This window comes from Siminovitchia jepli (assembly GCF_047228825.1).
Lineage (GTDB): Bacteria > Bacillota > Bacilli > Bacillales > Bacillaceae_C > Siminovitchia.
Genome location: NZ_JBFEGN010000007.1, coordinates 1 through 21,292, shown reverse-complemented (window position 1 = coordinate 21,292; position 21,292 = coordinate 1). Strand labels below are relative to the sequence as shown.

Sequence of the window (21,292 nt, the reverse complement as noted above, 5' to 3'; positions counted from 1 at the left end):
TAATGATTGACCTGTTTTAAATCCGATTCATAATAATATTGCGGTATTCGTCTATTTTGACTTTGTAATCCGCCGGTACAACGATCGTTGAATCAAGCTGTTCAATAATTGCCGGGCCTTGGAATTCGGACAAAACCGGAATTTTCGTACGGTTATAAATCTTCGATTCTACCATTCCGCCTTCTTCCTGGAAATAGACAGGGCGGGTTTCTTTTAAGGCTTCTTCCAATGTCCCAACCGGCTGCTCTTTTACGAATTCGGGTTTTTTCACTGTACCAATTGCTTCCACACGCAAACCGTAAATTTCAATTCCTTTTTCACGGTCGGAAAAAGCAAATTCACGTTCATGCTCCAGGTGGAACCTTTCAATGGCATCTTCCAGACTGACAATCGGACGGTCAATTGTAACGGATAATGTTCTCCACTGTCCGACATAACGCATATCAATGTAGCGAATCAAGTTCATCTGCCCGGCTTCGATTCCTTCTTCCGCCAAAAGTTCTGTTGCTTCTTTTTCCATTTCGATAAACTCATTTTCCAATTGTTCTTTCGTAGCTTCTGCTGCTTTGGCAACATACGTTTTTGAAATGTCATGGCGGACATCCACAAGCAGACAGCCCATTGCCGCAGCAACGCCCGGGTGGGCTGGAACGATGACTGTCGGAATCTCCATTTCCCTGGCCAAATCGGCACCATGAAGCGCACCTGCACCACCAAACGCCACGAGAGCAAAATCACGCGGGTCATAACCGCGGCGGACGGAAATCAAGTTCAGCGCATCACACATGTTTGCATTGGCTACCTGGATCATCGCATTGGCTGCACCGAGAGTATCATAACCCAGCGGCTTCGCTACCTTTTCTTCAATCACTCTGACGGAAAGCTCTTTATCAAGTGTCATCTGGCCATCAATTAACTTCGTGTTCAACCTGCCAAGCACCAGATTTGCATCCGTATTTGTCGGCTCGAGTCCGCCATTGCCGTAACATGCAGGCCCCGGATCCGCTCCGGCGCTATGCGGGCCATTCCGCAAAGAACCTCCCTCGTCGATCCAAGAAATGCTTCCGCCCCCAGCCCCAATCGTCAAGATTTCAATGCTCGGGAAACCGATCGGATAACCATATTCAATGTACCAGTCTTTTGTAATCCGCAGTTCATTGTCATACATCAGCGAAATATCTGTACTTGTTCCGCCCATGTCAAGACCGATCGCATTTTTATATCCGCACATATTGGCAATATGCTTGCTCGCAATCGCACCTGCCGCGATTCCGGAGCTTGCCAATCTTGCTGCATACTTAGGAACTGTCTGGGAAGTCATCACGCCTCCCCCTGAATGAAGGACAATGATGTCGCCTTCGTACCCGATATCTTTCATATTACTTTCCAAAAGATGAATGTACTTGCTGACTGTCGGTCCAAGTACGGCATTGACGATCGTTGTGCTCATCCGCTCATGTTCAAAAATTTCAGGGAGAGTATCGGAAGAAGTGCAAATATAAACATCCGGCAATTCTTCTTGTAGCATTTCCCTCGTTTTTCGTTCATTTTCTCCGTTGACATAGGCATTCATAAAGCAAATGGCTACTGATTCAACTTTCCTTCTTTTTAATATTCTGGCTAATTCGCGAACTTCTGCTTCATCTACTTCCTTCATCATTTCCCCGTTAAAGCCGACACGCTCGTCCAATTCGAAACGGTCTCTCCGTTTAATATAAGGTTCGGCCACATCGTTGTATGCATCCCATAGGTCAAGCTTCGTCCCACGCCGTATTTCGGGAACATCCCGGAATCCTTTTGTTGTAATAAGTGCCGCCTTTGGCAGTTTCCTTTCGATTAATGCATTGGTCCCCACTGTCGTACCATGGGAGAACATCTTTATTTGCTCGCCTGTCAATTCGGCTTTCATAATCCCATCAAGAATCCCTTTTTCCGGATTGGAAGGTGTAGAAGATGTTTTTGTAACAAACATCTTTCCTGTTTTTTCGTCAAAAACAAATACGTCCGTAAAAGTGCCTCCTACGTCTACTGCCACATGATAGCCTGATTGTTTGCTCAACATAATCCCCTCCAGTTTATTTATCAAGTAATGCATTGCTTATTTTTGCAGAGCTGTTTGACGGGCCACCACCTCCTAAAATGATTAAAATTGAACGCTTTCCCGCACTCTTTCCAACAATCTTTCTTTTTCTCTTCTCATGGCAATCGCCTGATCGACAGTAATGGCTTTAAATTTCACTGTGGACATAGGCCTCATTTGGGATAATTTGTTGATATCCTGCCAAATGACCGTTCCGATCGTTACGAATCCGCCTCCGCCCGTGCCATCTGTTAATAAAACAATGATTTCTCCTTCGTTGGGAACGATGACTGCCCCAATCGGATAGGGAATGTCAACAATATTTCCCGGATTTCCTCCTGAGCCAAACGGCGGTTTGCTCTCTTTGTAGCCAATGTGTCCGCCGTTCAGGCGGCATGCTGTCCGGCTCGATTGGGGTTGAATCGTCCAGGGCGTATTTAAAAAGGAAACCAATCCTTCGTCACTAACCAGATCACATGTGATCCCCAAAACAACATGGGCCGTTCCCTTGTTATCAAATGTCGGCTTTGCTTCTTCGATCATTTCTTTTCCCACAAGCTGAATGGCCCCGGGAAGCGGTTCAGCCATTCTGATTTCATCACCTGCCAATAAAAGCCGGCCAGTGATGCCATGAAAGCCGCTGGCTAAACAACTGGATCTGCTTCCCAACACCTCCGGCGCTTCCAATCCCCCTGAAACGCACAGATAGCTGAACAAACCTTCCGAAATCTTCCCAATTTCCAGCACATCGCCTTTTTTAACTTCAAACACTTCCCACATCGGCTGCATGTTTCCGTTTAACCTGACTTCGACGGGAGCGCCTGTTATGACTACGGTCGTTCTTTTTTCAAATTCAACGCTGGCGCCCTTTACCATCATCTCCAGTCCTGCCACATCTGTTGGATTGCCAATGAGGACATTGCCGAGCATAAAGGACATTTTGTCAGCAGCTCCGGATGGAGGAACTCCCAAATGAAAAAAGCCAGTCCGGCCGAGATCTTGTATAGTTGTCCGGATTCCGGGATCAATCAGTTTCATCATGAGCGGAGTTCCTCCATTAAATCGTCGATATACAAGTCCCCTTCCTCCTCGTAGCGGGTGGCAGAGAAAGTGACATGTTTCATGTTGAATTCGTAAGTGCCGTTTAACACTTGTTCACGGATATTTTGATATTCCGCCTCTGATACGGGCCGGTATTTCCATAAATCACCGGGCCTTGCCAGGAAAAAGCTTTCTTTAAACGGTTCCAATTTTTGATTAACATCGTAAACGGGTACTGCCGCCATGCCGATCAATTGATAGCTGCCCGGGGAATCGGAAGGGTAGATCACTGTAAAAGCGCCGCCCAGCCCTACCGCCCTTTCCGGAGTATACGGCCGCGGACTTTTATACTTTGGAACTTCGATAATTCTTTCTCTTTCCGTTATTAATGGAAAGCACCATGCCGTTCCAGGCTTAAACCCGAGCGATGTGACAAAGTAAAGAGGGCGGGAGTGGGCTTTGATAAACTCTTCCTTGCTGCTGCATCCCGTGAACTCCATGACATAATCAAAATTCGGCTTTTCTTCTCCTCCATGCTGCGCTGAGTACTTTCTTGACACTTCCTTTGTCCACTCATCGTCATAAAGGACAGGTATCTCAATCATTCTGGAATGAAAGTTCAAGCTTTCATGTTCATTCTTCATCCTGTCCACATTCCGCAAATATTCAAGCAAGTGATGCGGAGATATAATGTTCGGATCATAGCGAATTAAATAGGACGTATTATTCGGATAAATCTCAATGATTCCAGGAATCTTTCTTTCTCTTAGCTCGTTCGTAATGGACAAAGCCTTTAACGTACTCTCGATCCGCATATCCCTGGAAATCTCGGCGTAAATGTATTCATCACCGCAAAAGTCAAACTTTGTTTCGGAAAAAAAGATCAACTCCCGCACCTCCTGCACCGCTAAATCTTTTCATGCGCCGGCTGACAGTAGATACACTTATATCAAGTGCCTTAGCCGCTTCTGTGGCTGTTCCAAATTTCGCCACCGCTTGCTCAATGAGCTGACGCTCCACTTCATCGACCGCTTTTTTCAAGGGCATTATTCCTTTAACCGTCAAAAAGCTTTGTTCATCAGCATCAGTTGCCCAGAGCACACGATAAACGTCTTTTTCAGTAATCAGTTCTTCTTTGGAAACGACTACAAGCCTTTCAATCATATTGCGCAGCTCCCGAATATTTCCTGGCCATTGGTAGCTTTCCAATGCATTCAGGGCATCGGTTGAAATCTTTTTTCTCCTTCCAAACTGCTCGTTTATTTCTTCCAAAAAATGGATCGACAGCGGCGCGATATCTTCCTTTCTTTTTCTTAAAGGCGGAATGGAAACAGGAACAACGTGTAAGCGGTAAAACAGGTCCTCCCGGAACTGATTTGCCTCAACCATTTTCTTTATGTTTTTATTAGATGCGGCGATCACCCTCACATTTACTTTTACAGGAACAACCGAACCTACTTTGGCAATCTCTCTTTCTTCCAAAACCCGAAGCAGTTTCACTTGCATCAGAAGCGGCAATTCAGAAATTTCATCCAAAAATACCGTGCCGTTGTGCGCTTCCTCAAACAAGCCGATTCTTCTTGTGTCTGCCCCCGTGAAGGCGCCTTTTTCATGCCCGAATAATATGCTTTCAATCAAGTTTTCAGGAATGGCGCCGCAGTTCACCGCTATAAAAGCGTTGTCCGAACGGCTGCTTAAATCATGAATTTTTCGGGCTATGACTTCTTTTCCCACACCCGACTCGCCATGGAGCAGAACTGTAGAATCCATAGGAGCAACCGCCTTCACTTCATCCATAAGCCGGTGCATTTGACTGGAGCGATAAATGATGGAAACAGCACTCACAGATTCACGTACTGGTTCTTCGTTTGTTTGCAGCTCTTTGTCGGCTGATGTGATGTCTTTGGAAAAAACGATGACTTTCTTTAAATGGCCCCCGACATATATTGGTGCCGCTGTTGATAAAACAGCTCCTTTTTTTCCCTCCTGCGTTAACGATACTCTTGACTGCTTCTCGATTGCTGCGGAAACGATATCCGGAATAAAAATGCCTTTATCAACAAACTCTTGAATATTCTTCCCGATTAAAGCTCCCGCATCTTCTTTTCCCCAAAAATGCTGAAAAAAGGCCCCCGCCGCCCTCGTAATGGTTCCGGCAGCGTCTACGACTAAAATTTGTTCCTTGGCCAGTGTATAAAATGCCTGAAGGTCTTCGTTCATCTCCTGGACAAAATCCACTTCATGGACAGCTTCTTCAAGCTGTTCTTTCAAGTAAAAGTTATGAATAATTCCAATAATGTTTCCGTTTTCATAAATAGGAGAGAACTGGCCTGTAATCACTTTAAAGTTGAACGTATTTTCAACGCCAAACCACTTTTGCCCTTTGAGCACTTCTTCAAAGGATTCTTCCATGCAGATGATCTTCCGGTAATCCCTGCCCTGCAAGATGGACCTTTTCATTCCCAGAATTTGTTCCGCCTTTTCGTTCATGAATTGCACGTAAAAGGAAGCATCCATCGTGACGATGCCCATTTCCGCACTGTTCAGGGCGTCATTAAAGCTTTTTACCTGCAGTTGATTGATTTGATGTTGAAGGTCGTCCATCAGAATATATCCGGTCGGATTTTCAGAGTGATCCACTCCGATCACCAGAAAACAGTTATGAATCCGTTTTGCTTGTGTATCTTCCCGCACGAACAGAAAATTTTTTTCAGGCTTGATCAAGCCTTTCTTATCATCCCCATTCACAAGTTGGTTCAATAAAGAAGACAGCGTTACATAGCCGATTATTTCCTTGTTATCAGCAACAAAGCCAACCTCCAAGCCCTCTTCTTGTAACAGAATAATCGATTGCTCGACCGTCCGGTCAGGATTAAATATGAACGATAAGGGCTTCAGTACATCTTTCCAATCCCAACTCATTGATTTCCCTCCAAAAAGTGATTTGCATCTTCTTGACGGCGCTGTTTTCGATTTTCTGTTTTGCAAAATGATGATTGCAATTTGCGTGCCAACAAATTAAAAATGGGAAAACGTACGATTGTTGCCGTTTTCAAACCAAAAATCTACAAATATACAGCGCCGTTGTTTCATTTTTGAAAAACGATTTTGCAATTCTGCAAAATAATGTTGTTCAATGATACAATAAATACATTTTCTGTGCAATTGTGCAAAAAAGAAAAAGCGGGGAAACAAATCCCTCGCTTTATTCGTTCCATATTATTTTTTTTGTACAGTAATCGTCCAGGCTGCTTCCCCGATTTGTTCAAAATTCGTGACAGCATGACCTGCTTCCGCCGCCCAGCGCGGAATGCTCTCCGTCGCCTGCGTACAATCAAATTCAATGACAAGTTCGTCCCCTGTTCCAATTTCCTCGATTGCCTTTTTTGCTTCAACGAGCGGGAAAGGGCAAACTTGGCCCATTACTTCCAATTTTTTTTGCATGTTGTTCCCTCCTTATGCCGTTACTGTTTTTTCCGCAACAACAGCTTTTTTCTTTTTTGTATATGGCCGGATGAACACAAAGTATGATGCTGTCCACGTTCCCAGAATCATAAACAGCAATGAAACCCATCCTTGCCATGTCATCATCGCCGTCATGACCAATCCATTGCCGATTGAACATCCCCCGGCGAGGCTTGCACCAAAGCCCATCAAATTGCCACCGATGAAGCTTCTGATTCCTGTTTTGGCATCCGGCATTCTAAATCGGAATTCCCTGCTTCCCTTTGCTGCAATCAGTGACCCAAGAAAAATGCCAAGTACAAGGAAAACACCCCAGTTGACGAAAGTCATATCCCCGGTGACCAAATATTGAAGAATATTGGCTGATGGCGTCGTGATGCCCAATCCATACATTCTTCCCGTTGCCTCACTGAGCGGCCAGGCAAGAATTGCAATCAATCCTACCAACACTGCCGTAAAAAAGGGATGCCAGCGTTTTTCAAACAACAAATGGGCAAGTCCCGAGCGCTTTGGCCTCATTGCAGGAATGGCAACTTTTGGTTTCTTTCGTTCCCTGATGACAATCCACAATACAATGCCTACAAAAATGGCGATGAAAAGCCAAACGGAAAGTCCTGTTGTTTCCGCAATCGAATTCGTTCCAAACTGCACCGATTTCATGGACTGGTCAATGGGCGCAAGCACTCCTGTCCGCATAACCGCACTCATGAACATATAGCCGAATAGAGCAATCCAGCTCCCAAGCAGCCCTTCTCCAGCACGATACCACGTACCGGTTGCACAGCCGCCGGCAAACACGATGCCGATCCCGAATATAAAGGAACCAATAATCGTTGCCACCCACGGAAAAGTCCCTGCAGAAAATTCAACCAACCCGAATTGAATCAACCCAAATACACCGACACTTTGCACAGCAATGGCGATGAGCAAAGCATAAAACATTCGATTATCTTTCGCTATATACATATCACGGAATCCGCCGGTCAGGCAAAAGCGCCCTCTTTGCATGACAAAGCCAAGCAAAGCTCCACATAACAGGCCCGTAACAATCATTTGAACCATATTTCCCCCTCCTTTAATCAAAGTAAACCACTATGATTTATAAATATAATTGTATATTCTTTTCCCTTCTTCCGTCAAGAGGAACTAATGAATCGGTTAAAGCAAGAGTAAAAAATATGGATACCCATTTCGACAAAATTCGGGGATTTTCGGGGAGTGACAGTGCACCGGTTTGCAGGTTGGGCGGATACTCTGTTAAAATAAAAGTTGGGCATTATGAAGTTGCGGGTCATGCATTTTTGACATGGAACCTTGTAACCATTGACTACGATAGAAAAGGAGAGAATGATATGGCACAAACTTTTGAAGTGAAAAACCCGGCTACGGGTGAAGTCGTCGATGAAGTAAAAATCGACACAGCCGAAGAAGTAAAAGCGAAGCTGGAAAAAGGCCACAAAGCTTTTAAAGAGTGGTCTAAAGTCAACGCTCACAAGCGGTCCGAGCTTCTTTTTAAATGGGCGGATAAAATTAAAGAAAACAAAGAAAGCATCGCAGAAGTGATGACAAAAGAAAACGGCAAGCCGCTTCACGAATCACTGGGTGAAGTAGATTATGCAGTGAGCTACGTTCTTTGGTACGCTGAAGAAGCGAAACGCATTTATGGAAGAACCGTTCCTGCTTCAACAGAATCGAAGCGGATTATTGTAACAAAACAGCCAATCGGACTTGTTGCAGCCATCACTCCGTGGAACTTCCCGGCAGCAATGATGACCAGAAAAGCGGCTCCAGCCCTTGCAGCCGGCTGTACATTTATTGTCAAACCTGCGGTTGAAACCCCGTTAACAACGATTCGTCTCATTGAACTGGCCCACGAAGCAGGCATTCCGGAAGACGCCGTTCAAGTAGTCAATGGAAGCGGCCGTGAAATCGGCGGGTTGTTCACAGACAGTAAACTCGTCCGAAAAATTACATTTACTGGTTCTACGCCTGTAGGAAAAGCCCTTATAAAAGACAGTGCGGATACGATCAAACACGTAACCATGGAACTTGGCGGACACGCTCCGCTCATTGTTGCCGAGGATGCCGACCTTGACTTTGCCGTTGAACAAACAATGGCAACAAAATTCAGAAACGCCGGACAAACTTGTGTTTGCGCAAACCGCATCATCGTTCACGAAAGTATTGCGGAAGAGTTCTCCAAAAGACTGGCTGAACGCGCAAGCAAGCTGAAAGTGGGCAACGGCCTGGAAAAAGGCACGGATATCGGTCCGGTTATCAATAAAAAAGGCTACGAAAAAATTGCCTTCCAAATTAATGACGCCATTGATAAAGGTGCCGAAGTGCTTGCCGGCAATAAATTTGATGTGGATGAAGAAAAAGGCTCCTATTTCATTTATCCGACAGTCCTAAAAAATGTAACGGACGACATGGACATCATGCAGGAAGAAACATTCGGCCCTGTTGCACCGATCACAACATTCAAAACGTTGGAAGAAGCGGTCGAAATTGCCAACAGCACCCCATACGGACTTGCTGCTTACTTTTTTACAAATGACTATAAAACAGGTACTTTCCTTTCCGAACACCTTGAGTTCGGCATCGTCGGCTGGAACGACGGCGCTCCGTCTGCAGCCCATGTGCCGTTTGGCGGCATGAAAGAAAGCGGCCTGGGACGCGAAGGCGGCATCGAAGGAATCGAGCCTTACTTGGAAACAAAATATTTGTCCATCGGCGGACTGTAATATTGAAAAAACGTTCCCTGTCTCAGGGAGCGTTTTTTATGTAAATTTCCTGCAGCATATCCCGGAATTTCGCGATGGATCTCATGTAAAAAAGTTTTGGCAGCCGCTTCAAGTCAACCGGTTCTTTCTGTTCGGTTTTGTATACTTTTAAGCAAAGGCCATCTTGCTGCCCCCGGAATTGGAGCACGGTTCTCCCCATGACCTTTTTTATTTTCGGAATGTCCGCTTCTGCTTTTATGCCAGGCCGAATCATCATATGATCGTTTAAACAGGATGCACAAATAAAGATATCCCATATCCCTTTTGGCATACGGACATACGGAAGCACTCCCTGAAACGCGACGATCCCGTGATCCAGCCAGCGGATCTCAAGCGGAGCACATACATCTTCCAGCCGCCTTTTTCTTCTCAACTGCAATGAAATCGAAAGATGCTGTTTGAGCAATGGTGTTATATCCTTTTCATTGAAAAAAATGCGCCCCTGCACATAGATCTCTTTCGTCTTTGTAAACGCTACTTGTTCCACCTCGCAAACAATCTTTCCGAGCCTCATCCGCCTGTCTTTTTGCTTGATGGCCTCTTCAAACACAGCCAGCCATTTTTCCGCAATCACTTCCCCGCAAAATGCTTGGCTGATCTTTTGCGCTTCGATGCCAAGAGCCTCTCGTTTTTCCTTGTTCAAAAACAGATCGGTTATGGCCTCCGCCAATCCATTAATGTGATCTGTTTCGACAAGCAGTCCATTTTTTCCATGTTCAATTAAATCGGAGGGCCCATACTTGCACGCGTAACATATCACAGGCGTGCCTGCTGCCATACTTTCAACGATGGACATTCCGAATGCTTCGGATTTCGAAGTGATGATGGAAAAAGCTGCCCGCTGATACACTTTGAAAGGTGTATGGGTAAATCCCATCACGAATACATGTTTTTCCAAATGCAGCTTTTTGATTAAGGCTTTGTACCTTGCTTCGTCCTTTCCGAATCCCCAAATCTCCAACTTTGCCTGCGGTACTTGTTTAATCACTTTCTTGAAAGCCTTAATGGCATGCGGTATTTGCTTGATTCTTTGAAAACGCGCAAGCATTACCGCTGTATAAGGATCACGTTCCCTGTTCTTGGCCTCATTCATGATGGCTGGATGTCCAATGACATGAATGGTCGTCCTGTCTCCGAACCGGCTGCGAATATCATTCGCCTGACTGTCTGTCAGTACAATCAGACCATCAAGCCTGCTCAATTGCTGAAGAAGGTTCCCGTTTCTTGGCACAAGGCTGCTGCCGTAATCAAACGGAAACTGCAGGTGATTGCTGTGAAGAACAGCAAGCTTGGCAACTTTCGGGTTTTTGATGTGAAAAAGCACCCTGTCGGAAAAACGGCTGTCCGAAACGAATACCGCCGCTTCATCTTGTTGAATGATCGAATGAATAAAAAAATCCCGGTAATCTCTTACCGCCCGAAAGGCTTTCAATTGTTTTCCGTTTCGATCAAACCAAAAACACCCCGCCGACTTGCCGGTAGCCGGATGAAAAAGCCGCTTAAAAAAGAGACGCCCATTCCGTGTAAAAAACAATTCATTGGTTACTTCCGATGTTTTTGGATCAAAATGGATCACTTGCCGCACGTTTCCATGCCGGTCAAAAAGAATCCTCTTTTCTTTTTTCTTCTTGCCGGACAAACAGTCAATCGCATGCAGCCGGTTTTCCTTATATTCTTTATGGAGCTGATATTTTCCGTAATCGAGCGTTTGCCTTCGATAGCTTTGCCCCTTTTCTATGGGGATATCGTCTTCACCGCTGTACCTTTCAAAAAACTCATATACATTGAAATGGCGTATCTTCCTGTTCCAAAGTCCCGTGGTGCAGTAATGCTCAATCACATCCTCATAATCAGGATTAAAATCGAAGGTGATAATGCCTATTTCTTTCCCGTGCTCGGCCAACAAAGAGGCTCTCTGGATCACTGCCCTTGTCATGCCTCCCCTTTGGGTCTCGATCGAATGAGTCATGAAGTATACGCCGCAATTATTCACATGATTTCACCTTTCATTCCAAAAACATTGATATATTAACCTTTATGGTCAATAAAGGAGTAAAATAAACGGTGATTGAACTTTGCGGCAATAAACGTTTACAATAAAAAAGAGCATTTCTTCCCGGAATCAACCAGCCTATAAGGAGTGAATGTGTTGCCAATTGTACAAAATATGGACATTTTTCCAGTTCAAGTACCGGTTCCATCTTCTTTGAAATCGGTTAACTTTTATCTGGTCAAGACCGGACAATCCCTCATACTGATCGACGCCGGCTATAACAATGGCGATTGCCGGAAAGCCCTTCATGATACTTTGAAGAAATACGGATTTGGTATAAAAGACTTAACGCATATTGTTTTGACCCATCACCATATAGACCATGTGGGCCTTGTCAATTGGATAACAGCAGAACACCCAATTCCTGTATATGCGCATCCCCTTTCCTTTCCGCGCTTAAAAAGGGATGCGGCTTTTTTACAGATGCGCATGGCATTTTATCAAAAGCTGTATGAAGAAATGGGGTGCGGAGACAGGGGAAAGAAACAAGTAGAACATTTGAAAAAAGCCATGAAGGAAAATGAATCACAAAAAATAACCGCTGATCTGGTCGATATCGGGGAGCGCTTTGGGGAATATTTCGAAGTGCTGGAAGTACCAGGACACGCCCCTGATCAAATCGCTCTTTATGATCGAAAGCAGGAGCGGCTTTTTGCCGGAGATTTATTGATCAGCCATATATCCAGCAATGCCCTTGTAGAGCCTGATGAAAACGGAAAGAGAATGCCATCATTGCTGATCCATATGGTGTCATTAAGAAAATGCCTGTCGCTTCCGATTGACGAAGTCTATTCAGGCCACGGTACAGTTATCCATCAACCAAAGAATTTGATACAAAAGAGACTGGATGGCATGGAGAAAAAAGCAGAGCGTTTTCTAACATTGATCAGAAACGGGAAAAGAACGGCCAATGAGATTGCCGAAACGTACTATCAAGATGTTTACGACCAGCAGTTTTCGCTCGTCATGTCAGAGGTGATCGGCCATTTGGATTACTTGGAACGGCAGGGGAATATACAAAAAGAGAAAGTACATGGCGTTTGGCATTATACTTTCTCATAAATCTGCTTTTTTTGGACGGCCGGAGCCACCGAGAGGATATTTTCCCTTTTAAAAGTCCGAAATTGTTTTTTTAAGTAACAGTACGCCTTAACTGTTGTTTCCGACACAGATATGACTTTGATGACACGCTGGGAAAGCTGATTGTTTTCGGACAAATAGATCATTTCCAACCTTTCGCCTGCCTGCACAGCACGCATGGGCAGCCCTTTCATTCACACCACTCCGGAACATTTGTTTGTATATATTATATGCAAACGAATGTTCCATATTCAAGCGGGAATTGTTGTCATCATTGGTTAAAACATACTTAAACGGTAGGTTTTTGACAACAGCTCCAGCAGCTTGGTGCCTGCTGCACTGTTCCCTTTTTCATTCAATGCGGGGCCAAAAATGCCGATCCCAAATGTATTCGGAACAGCACCCATGATCCCGCCGGATACGCCGCTTTTTGCCGGAATTCCGACTTTAATTGCAAACTCTCCGGAAGCATTATACATTCCGCACGTCACCATAAATGTTTTACAGATGCGGGCAACTTTGGGCGGCATGAGCTGTTTTCCCCTCATCGGATCCAAGCCGTCCATCGCAAACACCATTCCGATCCTGGCAAGCTCAAGACAGTTCATTTCAATCGCGCACTGCTTTGTATATAGATCAATCAGTTCTTCCACATCTTCCTGAATGACGCCATGCTGCCTTAAAAAATAAGCAAGGGCCCGATTTAAAAAAGATGATTGATATTCGGACAAAGCCACTTCTTCACTGTAATCAATCCGGTTGTCACCGGCCATTTCCCGTATAAAGGAAAGTAATGGCTGTAACCGGTCTTCAACACTTTTTCCTTTCAGCAGGTGCGTAACGACTAATGCTCCGGCGTTGATCATTGGGTTTAAGGGCTTGGCGGGAGACATTGTTTCCAGTTTTCCGATCGAATGAAACGGATCTCCCGTCGGCTCCATGCCCACACGCGAAAATACCTCTTTTTCTCCCCTGTCCATGAGGACGAGCGCCAGGCTGATGACCTTGGAAATACTTTGCAGTGTCATTTTTTTGTCAATGTCGCCCGCCGATATACATTTTCCGTCAGGATAAAAAATGGCAATCGATAAACTATTGGGATTCGCTTTTGCCAGTGCAGGGATGTATTCAGCAACTTTTCCCTCCTTGGCAGCTGACCTTGCTTCTTTTACAAACGCCATTAATTCTTCGCTCGAATGACATAACATGTTCATCACCAATAGCAGTATGCTCAAAAAGAAAGTTGTCCAACCACCTTTTTGAAAAATGGGATAGATTCAGAGCTGAACTAGCTCAAAATAACCGGCAGTTCCGATAACGATCGAAACCCGATCAATCTCCTCCACCGCGGATGGGAATCGGCTAATTGGAGATCCGGCATGCGCTGTAATAGGGTTTGAATGGCGATTTGAGCTTCCATGCGCGCCAGTGACGCCCCTATGCAAAAATGAACACCATGTCCAAATGCCAGATGGGGGTTGGATTTCCTCGTCATATCAAATACATCGGCCTTGGCAAATTTCTCTGGATCACGGTTTGCCGCCCCTAAAAGAACATATACATGTTCACCTTTTTGAACGATAGATTCCCCCATTTCGATATCTTCTGATGCCACTCGGGCTGTCATCTGTGTAGGGCTTTCATAGCGCAGAACTTCCTCTATTGCCGTTTCGATCAGTGCCGGATTTTCTTGTAATGCCTTATACTGCACCGGATGATTCAATAAAACAAGGACAGTATTGCTGATCAGGTTTACCGTCGTTTCATGCCCAGCTATGACCAGCAAAATGCATGTTGCCAACAGTTCTTTTTCGGATAATTGGTTGTCCTGCATTACCAGCATGCTGATCAGATCCTCTTTTGGAGCACTTTTCTTCTTGTTGATTAATCGCTGAAAATAATCCAGCAGTACACCAATGGTTTCGTCGCCATTTGCCAATATATGTCTGGTGCGGGTGAAATCAATCGTTCGGATTAAATTGGCCGACCAATCTCGAAATAATGGCCGCTCTTCTACCGGAACACCGATCAGCTTTGCGATCACAAGACTTGCCAAGGGAAAAGCATAATCAGATACGACATCCATTTTGTTTTTTTGCACTGACTGATCAAGCAAATCATGGACAGTTTCTTCTATATAGTGTCGAACATGTTCCAGCTTGGACGGTACAAATGCCGCGCTGGTGAGTCCGCGCAAGCGCCTGTGGTCAAACTCATTCTTAAACAACATCATATCGTTCTGAACTTCTTTCAGGCGTCCATATTTTTTCGATGTGAGTGGAAGCGGAATCCGATTTTTAAATCTTGTATCCAAAAGGACTTTCTTTGCTTCCTCATAACCGGTAATGTACCAACCTGGATATGGAAACGAATCCAGCTTGTATAGCGGCCCCATGGAACGCATCTCGTCGTAAAACGGATAAGGATTGTCAATAAACGCCGCGGAAGTAAGTGAAATGGACTGTTTTGTGGTCATATCAAACGCACTTCCTGGTCAGAAGTCCCGTCTAATTTCAAACGGTTTAGCAATAATGGCATATCCAGATAAACTTGAATCATGCTTTGAACCTTTTCTTTCGTGACTTCGTCCAGCTTCGGCATCATGCCTAAAATGGGTACACCACACATATCCTCCATCAACTCCGGGCTCGTTGCCTCGGCAATATCCGGGTGTTCACTTCTACCGTTTATGACGATACCGGCAATGGGAAGACCCATGCTTTTGGCGTATTGGATCGTTAAAAAAGTATGATTGATTGTACCAAGATTCGGCCGGGCTACAATTAACAACGGCAGCTGTAAAGCTTTTATCAGATCACTTACCAAAAAATCTTCGCCGAGCGGTACAGAAATGCCACCCGCACCCTCGACGATAAAAAATTCGTGCTTTTCTTTCATGCTCTCCCAATGAGCGAGCACATCTTCAAGGAAAATCTTTCTCTCTTCCAGGCGTGCTGCAACTAGCGGGGCGAGAGGTTCCACAAATTCAAAGGGAGTAATTTCCTCATGGGACAGTGTCGTTTGCGACATTTGTTTCAGCAGGCTTGTATCACTTTCGGCATGTTCACGCGAAATTCCGCTTAACAGCGGTTTAAATACTCCGACATCTATCCTTTGTTCTTTTAATGCTGCAGCAAGCCCGCAAGATACAACCGTTTTTCCAACTCCCGTATCTGTTCCCGTTACAAATATTCCTTTCATTTGATGATCCTCAACTCTCTTCCTATAAAATCAAATACCTCTAACAAGTATTCTATTTCTTTTGCATGATGATCAGCGGTCACTGTCAAACGGATACGGCTTTCCCCTGCCGGTACAGTTGGCGGACGAATGGCAGGCGCGTATATTCCCTTTTCCTGCAATTTTTTGGAGAATGCAACTGCCGTTCCTTCCTTACCTATGATCACGGGAATAATCGCTGTATCATCTCCCTTGACCTGATAGCCCATTTCCCGTAATCCCGCTTTCACCTTCTTGATGTTGGAATGGAGCAGTTGACGCTTTTCCCGCTCCTGTTCCATCAACCCGAAAGCAACATACGCAGCCGCACAGCTTGATGGCGGAATGGCCGTTTGAAAGATAAATGTTCTGGCATGGTTGATTAAAAAATCGATGAAGGCATGAGAACCGGCGGCAAAACCGCCCTCCGTACCGGCAGCTTTGCTTAAAGTGCCAATCACCACATCAGGCAATACACCAAAACATTCACTCGTCCCTCTGCCGTTTTTCCCCACAACACCTGTGGCATGGGCATCATCGACAATCACATGTGCCTCATAACGGTTGGCAAGCTCGATGATCCGGTCAAGAGGCGCAATGGTACCATCCATGCTGAAGACGCCGTCTGTCACGATAAACCGCCGTTGAAAACAAGCTGTATCAGTCAGCTTTTTTTCAAGATCCTCCATATCGACATGTTGATATATGAGTGTTTCCGCTCTGGATAGCCGGCAGCCGTCAATAATACTGGCATGATTATATTGATCACTTAAAATGACATCTCCTTTTCCCGGCAATGACGACAGGACACCGATATTGGCTAAATATCCGCTTGAAAAAAGCAGGGCGGCTTCCGTTTGCTTAAAATCCGCAATTCTTTTTTCCAATTTTTGATGCCAACCGGAATTGCCTGTCGTCAGCCTTGAACCGCTGCTTCCAACTCCAAACTGATTTAATGTTTTCATTGCAGCCTGGATCACCCGTTTATCATTCGCCAGCCCCAGGTAATTATTGGATGAAAAGACGATTTGCTTTTGTCCGTCCACTATCATTTCGGGCTGGGGAGCCGTTTCCATTGTTCGGAGCTTCCGGTACAAACCGGCGGCTTTTACCTCGTTTAAGCGGCCACGCAGCCAGCCATCAAACGGCAACACTTGTCACCTCATGAATGGCTTCTTTCATAATGGAAATCATTTCCTCAAGTTCCTCGATTGTACTGGCAAGTGGCGGCATAAAGACAATTGTATTTCCGAGCGGCCGTGTCAGCATCCCCAGTTCCCTCATTTTTAGGGAAACACGATATCCAACTCTTTTTTCGGAAGGAAAAGGTTCCTTCGTTTCCTTGGACGCAACAAGCTCGATGCCGCACATAAAACCAAGCTGCCTAATATCTCCAACGTGTGGAAGTGTATGCAGCTCACCCAGAAGCCTTTCAAGCACCTTTGCCTTCCTGGCCACCTCTTCTACAATCTGTTCGGTTTTAAATAACCGCAAATTTTCAAGGGCGACTGCGCACCCAAGCTGATTCCCTGTATAAGAATGACCATGGAAAAAAGTCTTCATTTGATCGTAATCATCGTAAAAAGCTTCGTAGATTTTTTCGGTGGTGAAGGTTGCGGCAATCGGCAAATAACCTCCCGTTATTCCTTTGCCGACAGCCATAAGATCCGGCTGGACATGTTCATGTTCACAGGCAAACATTTTTCCGGTTCGTCCAAATCCGGTCGCCACCTCATCCACAATCATTAAAACATCAAATTTCGTGCATAGCTCACGCACACCCGACAAAAATCCTTCCGGCATCACAATCATTCCGGCAGCCCCCTGAATCATAGATTCAATGGAAAGTGCCGCAATTTCCTCATGTTTTTCAATTAGAAGCTGCTCAAGCTTATGCAAGCATTCATCACGGCACCGGATGGGATCGCCGCTTTCAGAACGATAAACGTACGGAATAGGCGCTTTGTAACTGTCAAACATCAACGGTCCGTATACATGATGGAAAAGTTCTATGGAACCGACGCTTACAGCACCAATCGTATCTCCATGATAGCCGTTTTGCATGGCGATAAATTTCTGCTTTTCCGGCCTGCCGATATTGATCCAATATTGAAAAGCCATTTTAAGGGCAATTTCCATGGCCGTTGCCCCGCTGTCCGAATAAAAGACACGCGTCAAATTTTCAGGGCTGATTTCAATCAGCTTTTCGGCCAGTTCCGTTGCCGGAACATTTGTCATCCCCAGCAGCGTGGAGTGGGCAATTTTCTCAAGCTGATTCTTGATCGCATCGTCTAATTCCTTTTTGCGGTGGCCATGTACATTCAGCCAAACAGAAGAAAAGCCGTCATAATATTCCTTCCCAAATATGTCTTTTACTTTTATTCCTTTACCGCTCTCAATAATGAGAGAATCGTGGTCGTAATCTTTCATTTGCGTAAAAGGCAGCCAAAGGTATTTCTTGCTTTTTTCAATGAATGCTTGTGTCATTCTTCTACCTCCCATTGAACAATGACGGGCTGATTTTCCAAATAGTGTATGTAAGAGTGTATATCTTCCTTGCCATCTACAAAAAAAATCCTGCAGCCCCGTTCGTCCCCGTATTCTTTCAGCTTGGTGATGCGCTGATAGCCAAGCCTTTTACTTGCCACATAACCTGTTATATAATCCGGATCATCTGACCAGCATAACTCAGCAACAGCAGCTCGATGTCCACATACCTTTGTGGCAAGAACAACCGCTTCCTTCACTCTTGAATGAAGGGGCACATCATGGCAGCCGGCCCATTTTTCATCATGTCCGCTCTGCCAGTCCATTCTGGAAACACGCACCCCTTTTTCTTTCCTGTTATCCAACCGCATTCCTGAATGAACATCAATCAACACGGCCCCGCTCATGCTTGAGTATTGCGAAACAAGCTTATAGGCTTCATCAATGATGTGCCTTCGAATCCCCGTTTCTTCCAACAGGCTCCACGCCAGTGCTTGTCCTTCCTCCGGCGTTTCCACCTCATTCGTCTTCATTTTCAAAGGTTTAACGCATTTTGCAGGCTCATGAATACATTCAAATTGAATCTGCATAAAATCCGGCCTGCCTTTTGAATGGTTTAACCCCTTTTCCAGCAAATACATGACAGCCTGCTGAATATCGCCGAATGCTGCGAGCATCTCTCCACCGGATATGTGAGTGCCGCCCCGTTCATGGGGCCCGTCCTTGGCCGCCCTCATTCTAACGCTGAAAAGCTCTCCGCTTTGCATCGTTCCTCCCCCTTTCTGTCATATTGTTAACCTATTTAAAAATTAGGTTAACAATATGGATTGTATGTCTCAAATTGTTATCTGTCAATATGGGAGAACGAAATAAGCACAAAGGCAGATAAAAAACATGGAAAAAGGAAGGTATTTTCTGCAAGATAAAAATTAATTGTGGAGCTTTTCACCCTTGTCCGGCAAACATTTCACTGTTCAATCCATCCACCTCTATCTCAACCTCCACGCTTCTGCGGGCATGCAATGAAAAAGATGATTCGTGCTTTGATGCACTTTTTACCATTTTCTTTTTGCGGGAATCTTTTGCAAAAAGAAAATTTATATTAGAATGAGGTTGAGAGATACATAAATTCGGGGGGAAATCATGCGCAAATACTTTGGGGAAATCGGCCTGTTTATTACGGCCATCATTTGGGGGAGCGGATTTGTGGCAAGCTCCATTTCTTTGGTCCATTACACAGCTTATCAAAATATGGCTGTCCGTTTTTTGATAGGCGGACTCATTTTAAGTTTCATATTTTATAAAAAATTGACGTCCATCCGTAAAAACATGATTCTAAAGGGTGTCTTGCTCGGGAGTATTTTATATTTGGCATTTGCCCTGCAAACGGTCGGGCTCCAATTTACGACCCCTTCCAAAAATGCGTTTCTCACGGCGGTCAATGTTGTCATCGTTCCTTTTATCGGCTTTCTTTTATATAAAAAGAAACTCGATAAATATGAGCTGACCGGTGCCGTATTGGCCATGACCGGCATCGGCTTTTTATCGCTGAAGCTGTCCATGGAAATCAATTTCGGCGATTTTCTTTCATTGCTATGTGCATTCGCATTTGCTTTTCATATTTTTTATACAGCCAAATTTGTAAAAGATGAAGACCCGATTGTCCTGACCATCATTCAAATGTGGACCGCAGCCTTTTTAGGCTTTGCCGTCATCTTATTCAGAGGCGAAATCGCCATGCCGGTAACGGATGGAGCGATACTTCCGCTCCTGTATCTGGGTATCTTCTCAACAGCACTTTGTTTTTTATTGCAGACTTCGGCACAGAAGTTCATTTCGGAAACGAAAGCAGCGATTATTCTCTCGACTGAATCATTTTGGGGCATGATCTTCTCCATTGCTATTTTGGGCGAAGTGATTACATTGAAGATGGCAATAGGGGCAGCTCTTATCTTACTTGCCATTATGATTTCTGAAACAAAACCAAGGCTTCTCAAAGTCCGCCCGGTACGCGAAAAAATATAGCATGCATAAGGCCGCTTCCATATACGGGGTGGCTTTTTTAGCGGCTTTTTTCTTCTGAAAGGCGCAAACAGCAGCATACAAACTCTTTTGAATGAATGGCTTTCCACCGATTACATCCCTCAACGATTTCCTTGGTGTTAAATTGCGGCAGTTTTATTCCATTTGTTAATTTTAAAGTACATAAGAAAAGCGCAAGCGCCTTGCCCATCGACGTACAGACTGGAGTGACTCCGACGAGATAAAGGAAACACGGCGACGAAGGCAGGCTCAAGCAGCGACGTCCTCGAAAAAGCTTCGCTTTTCCTTCGTGCGATGCTGATGCTGTCGAAGCTTTCCTTGTCCTGTCGCTTCGCCTGCACTAGCACATCCTGTGCGTCGGAGCCGATGTTGACCTATCGTAGGAAAGCTGCTTCTTTGAATTGGCATCCTGCAGCTTTGCGACGAGCTGAACAAAGCTTCATCGAATATGCTATAGCGCAGGAGCACCCTTTGAGGCGGGAAGTCTGCTAGTCGATAGGCGCTGGCCGCCTTAGGTCGCCACGTCCTGTGGCGCCGGCGGCACTAGGACGTCCTGTCCGTCGGAGCTAGACAACTAAGGGCTTTGTTCAAAATGTTAAACCCTAAAAAAACTTATACTTTCTTTAAAAGTAGTAGAGTAGGAGGAGGGCTTTCACCCTCCGACCCCTCGTCAAACCGGACGTGCGGATTTCCCGCATCCGGCTTTCACTTCGTTAGTTCCCCATTTCCGGGAGTGAGTTTGTTGCTTTTATTTCACTCGCGAATTAGGAACGTCGGTGAGTAAGTCGACCATGAAAACTAATCCAGCTTGTGCTAACACTTTGTTGGGTATACGCCAATTGGACTCCATTGACCTCTTTTTCCTTAAATAGGCTCGTACCCTCATACGTATCCATTGATCCAGTCGTTCGAATTTCTTTTTGACATTCCCTACTTTAAAGTAATTGGCGAAACCCCGAATCACGCTCTTTCCTTGTTGCCTTCTGGATAAATGTCTTATCCTGTTCTTGAACTTGTTTACCCTGGTGTCGGGAAGAACCA

Annotated in this window: 18 protein-coding genes; 3 read left to right on the top strand and 15 right to left on the bottom strand. The window is 45.0% G+C overall.

Going from position 1 to position 21,292, the window contains the following annotated elements; all coding sequences use genetic code 11:
- Positions 1-16 precede the first annotated feature (16 nt).
- The 6 genes from AB1L08_RS05240 to AB1L08_RS05215 form a co-directional block, all read right to left on the bottom strand.
- Positions 17-2,059 carry a hydantoinase/oxoprolinase family protein gene (locus AB1L08_RS05240; protein ID WP_413063611.1) on the bottom strand — a complete coding sequence of 681 codons (2,043 nt, stop codon included), beginning with the start codon at positions 2,057-2,059 and terminating at the stop codon, positions 17-19.
- Between the two features lie 84 nt (positions 2,060-2,143).
- A complete protein-coding gene (locus AB1L08_RS05235) occupies positions 2,144-3,121 on the bottom strand; it encodes a 5-oxoprolinase subunit C family protein (protein WP_413063610.1) in 978 nt (325 codons plus the stop codon).
- Positions 3,118-4,008 (bottom strand): 5-oxoprolinase subunit B family protein, encoded by an 891-nt coding sequence (locus AB1L08_RS05230; protein ID WP_413063609.1) that lies wholly within the window; start codon positions 4,006-4,008, stop codon positions 3,118-3,120. Before AB1L08_RS05230 ends, AB1L08_RS05235 begins: the two co-directional genes overlap by 4 nt.
- The gene (locus AB1L08_RS05225) at positions 3,980-6,043 is read right to left on the bottom strand and encodes a sigma 54-interacting transcriptional regulator (protein WP_413063608.1); all 2,064 of its coding nucleotides are present in this window, start codon (positions 6,041-6,043) and stop codon (positions 3,980-3,982) included. The genes AB1L08_RS05230 and AB1L08_RS05225 overlap by 29 nt, the downstream gene beginning before the upstream one ends.
- Before the next feature lie 297 nt (positions 6,044-6,340).
- Positions 6,341-6,565 (bottom strand): sulfurtransferase TusA family protein, encoded by a 225-nt coding sequence (locus AB1L08_RS05220; protein ID WP_413063607.1) that lies wholly within the window; start codon positions 6,563-6,565, stop codon positions 6,341-6,343.
- 12 nt (positions 6,566-6,577) lie between these two features.
- A complete protein-coding gene (locus AB1L08_RS05215; RefSeq protein WP_413063606.1) occupies positions 6,578-7,648 on the bottom strand; it encodes a YeeE/YedE thiosulfate transporter family protein in 1,071 nt (356 codons plus the stop codon).
- A gap of 290 nt (positions 7,649-7,938) precedes the next feature.
- On the opposite strand from AB1L08_RS05215, the gene AB1L08_RS05210 reads away from it, so the two are divergent.
- Complete coding sequence (locus AB1L08_RS05210; protein ID WP_413063674.1) at positions 7,939-9,330, top strand: NAD-dependent succinate-semialdehyde dehydrogenase; 1,392 nt, start codon at positions 7,939-7,941, stop codon at positions 9,328-9,330.
- A gap of 22 nt (positions 9,331-9,352) precedes the next feature.
- Here the strand turns inward: AB1L08_RS05210 and AB1L08_RS05205 are convergent, their stop codons facing one another.
- Positions 9,353-11,305 carry a glycosyltransferase gene (locus AB1L08_RS05205; protein ID WP_413063605.1) on the bottom strand — a complete coding sequence of 651 codons (1,953 nt, stop codon included), beginning with the start codon at positions 11,303-11,305 and terminating at the stop codon, positions 9,353-9,355.
- 213 nt (positions 11,306-11,518) lie between these two features.
- Here AB1L08_RS05205 and AB1L08_RS05200 point away from each other — a divergent pair, with 213 nt between their 5' ends.
- Positions 11,519-12,484 carry an MBL fold metallo-hydrolase gene (locus tag AB1L08_RS05200; protein ID WP_413063604.1) on the top strand — a complete coding sequence of 322 codons (966 nt, stop codon included), beginning with the start codon at positions 11,519-11,521 and terminating at the stop codon, positions 12,482-12,484.
- Here AB1L08_RS05200 and AB1L08_RS05195 read toward each other — a convergent pair.
- The 7 genes from AB1L08_RS05195 to bioW form a co-directional block, all read right to left on the bottom strand.
- Positions 12,469-12,696: a hypothetical protein gene (locus AB1L08_RS05195; RefSeq protein ID WP_413063603.1), complete on the bottom strand. Its 228-nt coding sequence runs from the start codon at positions 12,694-12,696 to the stop codon at positions 12,469-12,471. The genes AB1L08_RS05200 and AB1L08_RS05195 overlap by 16 nt on opposite strands.
- An 84-nt stretch (positions 12,697-12,780) precedes the next feature.
- Positions 12,781-13,710, bottom strand: coding sequence for a glutaminase A (gene glsA, locus AB1L08_RS05190; RefSeq protein WP_413063602.1), 930 nt, complete (start codon positions 13,708-13,710; stop codon positions 12,781-12,783).
- A gap of 80 nt (positions 13,711-13,790) precedes the next feature.
- On the bottom strand, positions 13,791-14,978 hold the full coding sequence (locus tag AB1L08_RS05185) for a cytochrome P450 (protein WP_413063601.1): 1,188 nt from the start codon (positions 14,976-14,978) through the stop codon (positions 13,791-13,793).
- Positions 14,975-15,703: a dethiobiotin synthase gene (gene bioD / locus AB1L08_RS05180; RefSeq protein ID WP_413063600.1), complete on the bottom strand. Its 729-nt coding sequence runs from the start codon at positions 15,701-15,703 to the stop codon at positions 14,975-14,977. Before bioD ends, AB1L08_RS05185 begins: the two co-directional genes overlap by 4 nt.
- Entirely contained in the window at positions 15,700-16,872 is a 1,173-nt protein-coding gene (bioF, locus tag AB1L08_RS05175; RefSeq protein WP_413063673.1) for an 8-amino-7-oxononanoate synthase, read from the bottom strand. Before bioF ends, bioD begins: the two co-directional genes overlap by 4 nt.
- Positions 16,862-18,208: an adenosylmethionine--8-amino-7-oxononanoate transaminase gene (gene bioA / locus AB1L08_RS05170; protein WP_413063599.1), complete on the bottom strand. Its 1,347-nt coding sequence runs from the start codon at positions 18,206-18,208 to the stop codon at positions 16,862-16,864. Before bioA ends, bioF begins: the two co-directional genes overlap by 11 nt.
- On the bottom strand, positions 18,205-18,975 hold the full coding sequence (gene bioW, locus AB1L08_RS05165; RefSeq protein ID WP_413063598.1) for a 6-carboxyhexanoate--CoA ligase: 771 nt from the start codon (positions 18,973-18,975) through the stop codon (positions 18,205-18,207). Before bioW ends, bioA begins: the two co-directional genes overlap by 4 nt.
- A gap of 376 nt (positions 18,976-19,351) precedes the next feature.
- On the opposite strand from bioW, the gene AB1L08_RS05160 reads away from it, so the two are divergent.
- Positions 19,352-20,233: a DMT family transporter gene (locus AB1L08_RS05160; protein ID WP_413063597.1), complete on the top strand. Its 882-nt coding sequence runs from the start codon at positions 19,352-19,354 to the stop codon at positions 20,231-20,233.
- A gap of 766 nt (positions 20,234-20,999) precedes the next feature.
- Here the strand turns inward: AB1L08_RS05160 and AB1L08_RS05155 are convergent.
- Entirely contained in the window at positions 21,000-21,215 is a 216-nt protein-coding gene (locus AB1L08_RS05155) for a group II intron maturase-specific domain-containing protein (RefSeq protein ID WP_413063672.1), read from the bottom strand.
- Positions 21,216-21,292: the final 77 nt, after the last annotated feature.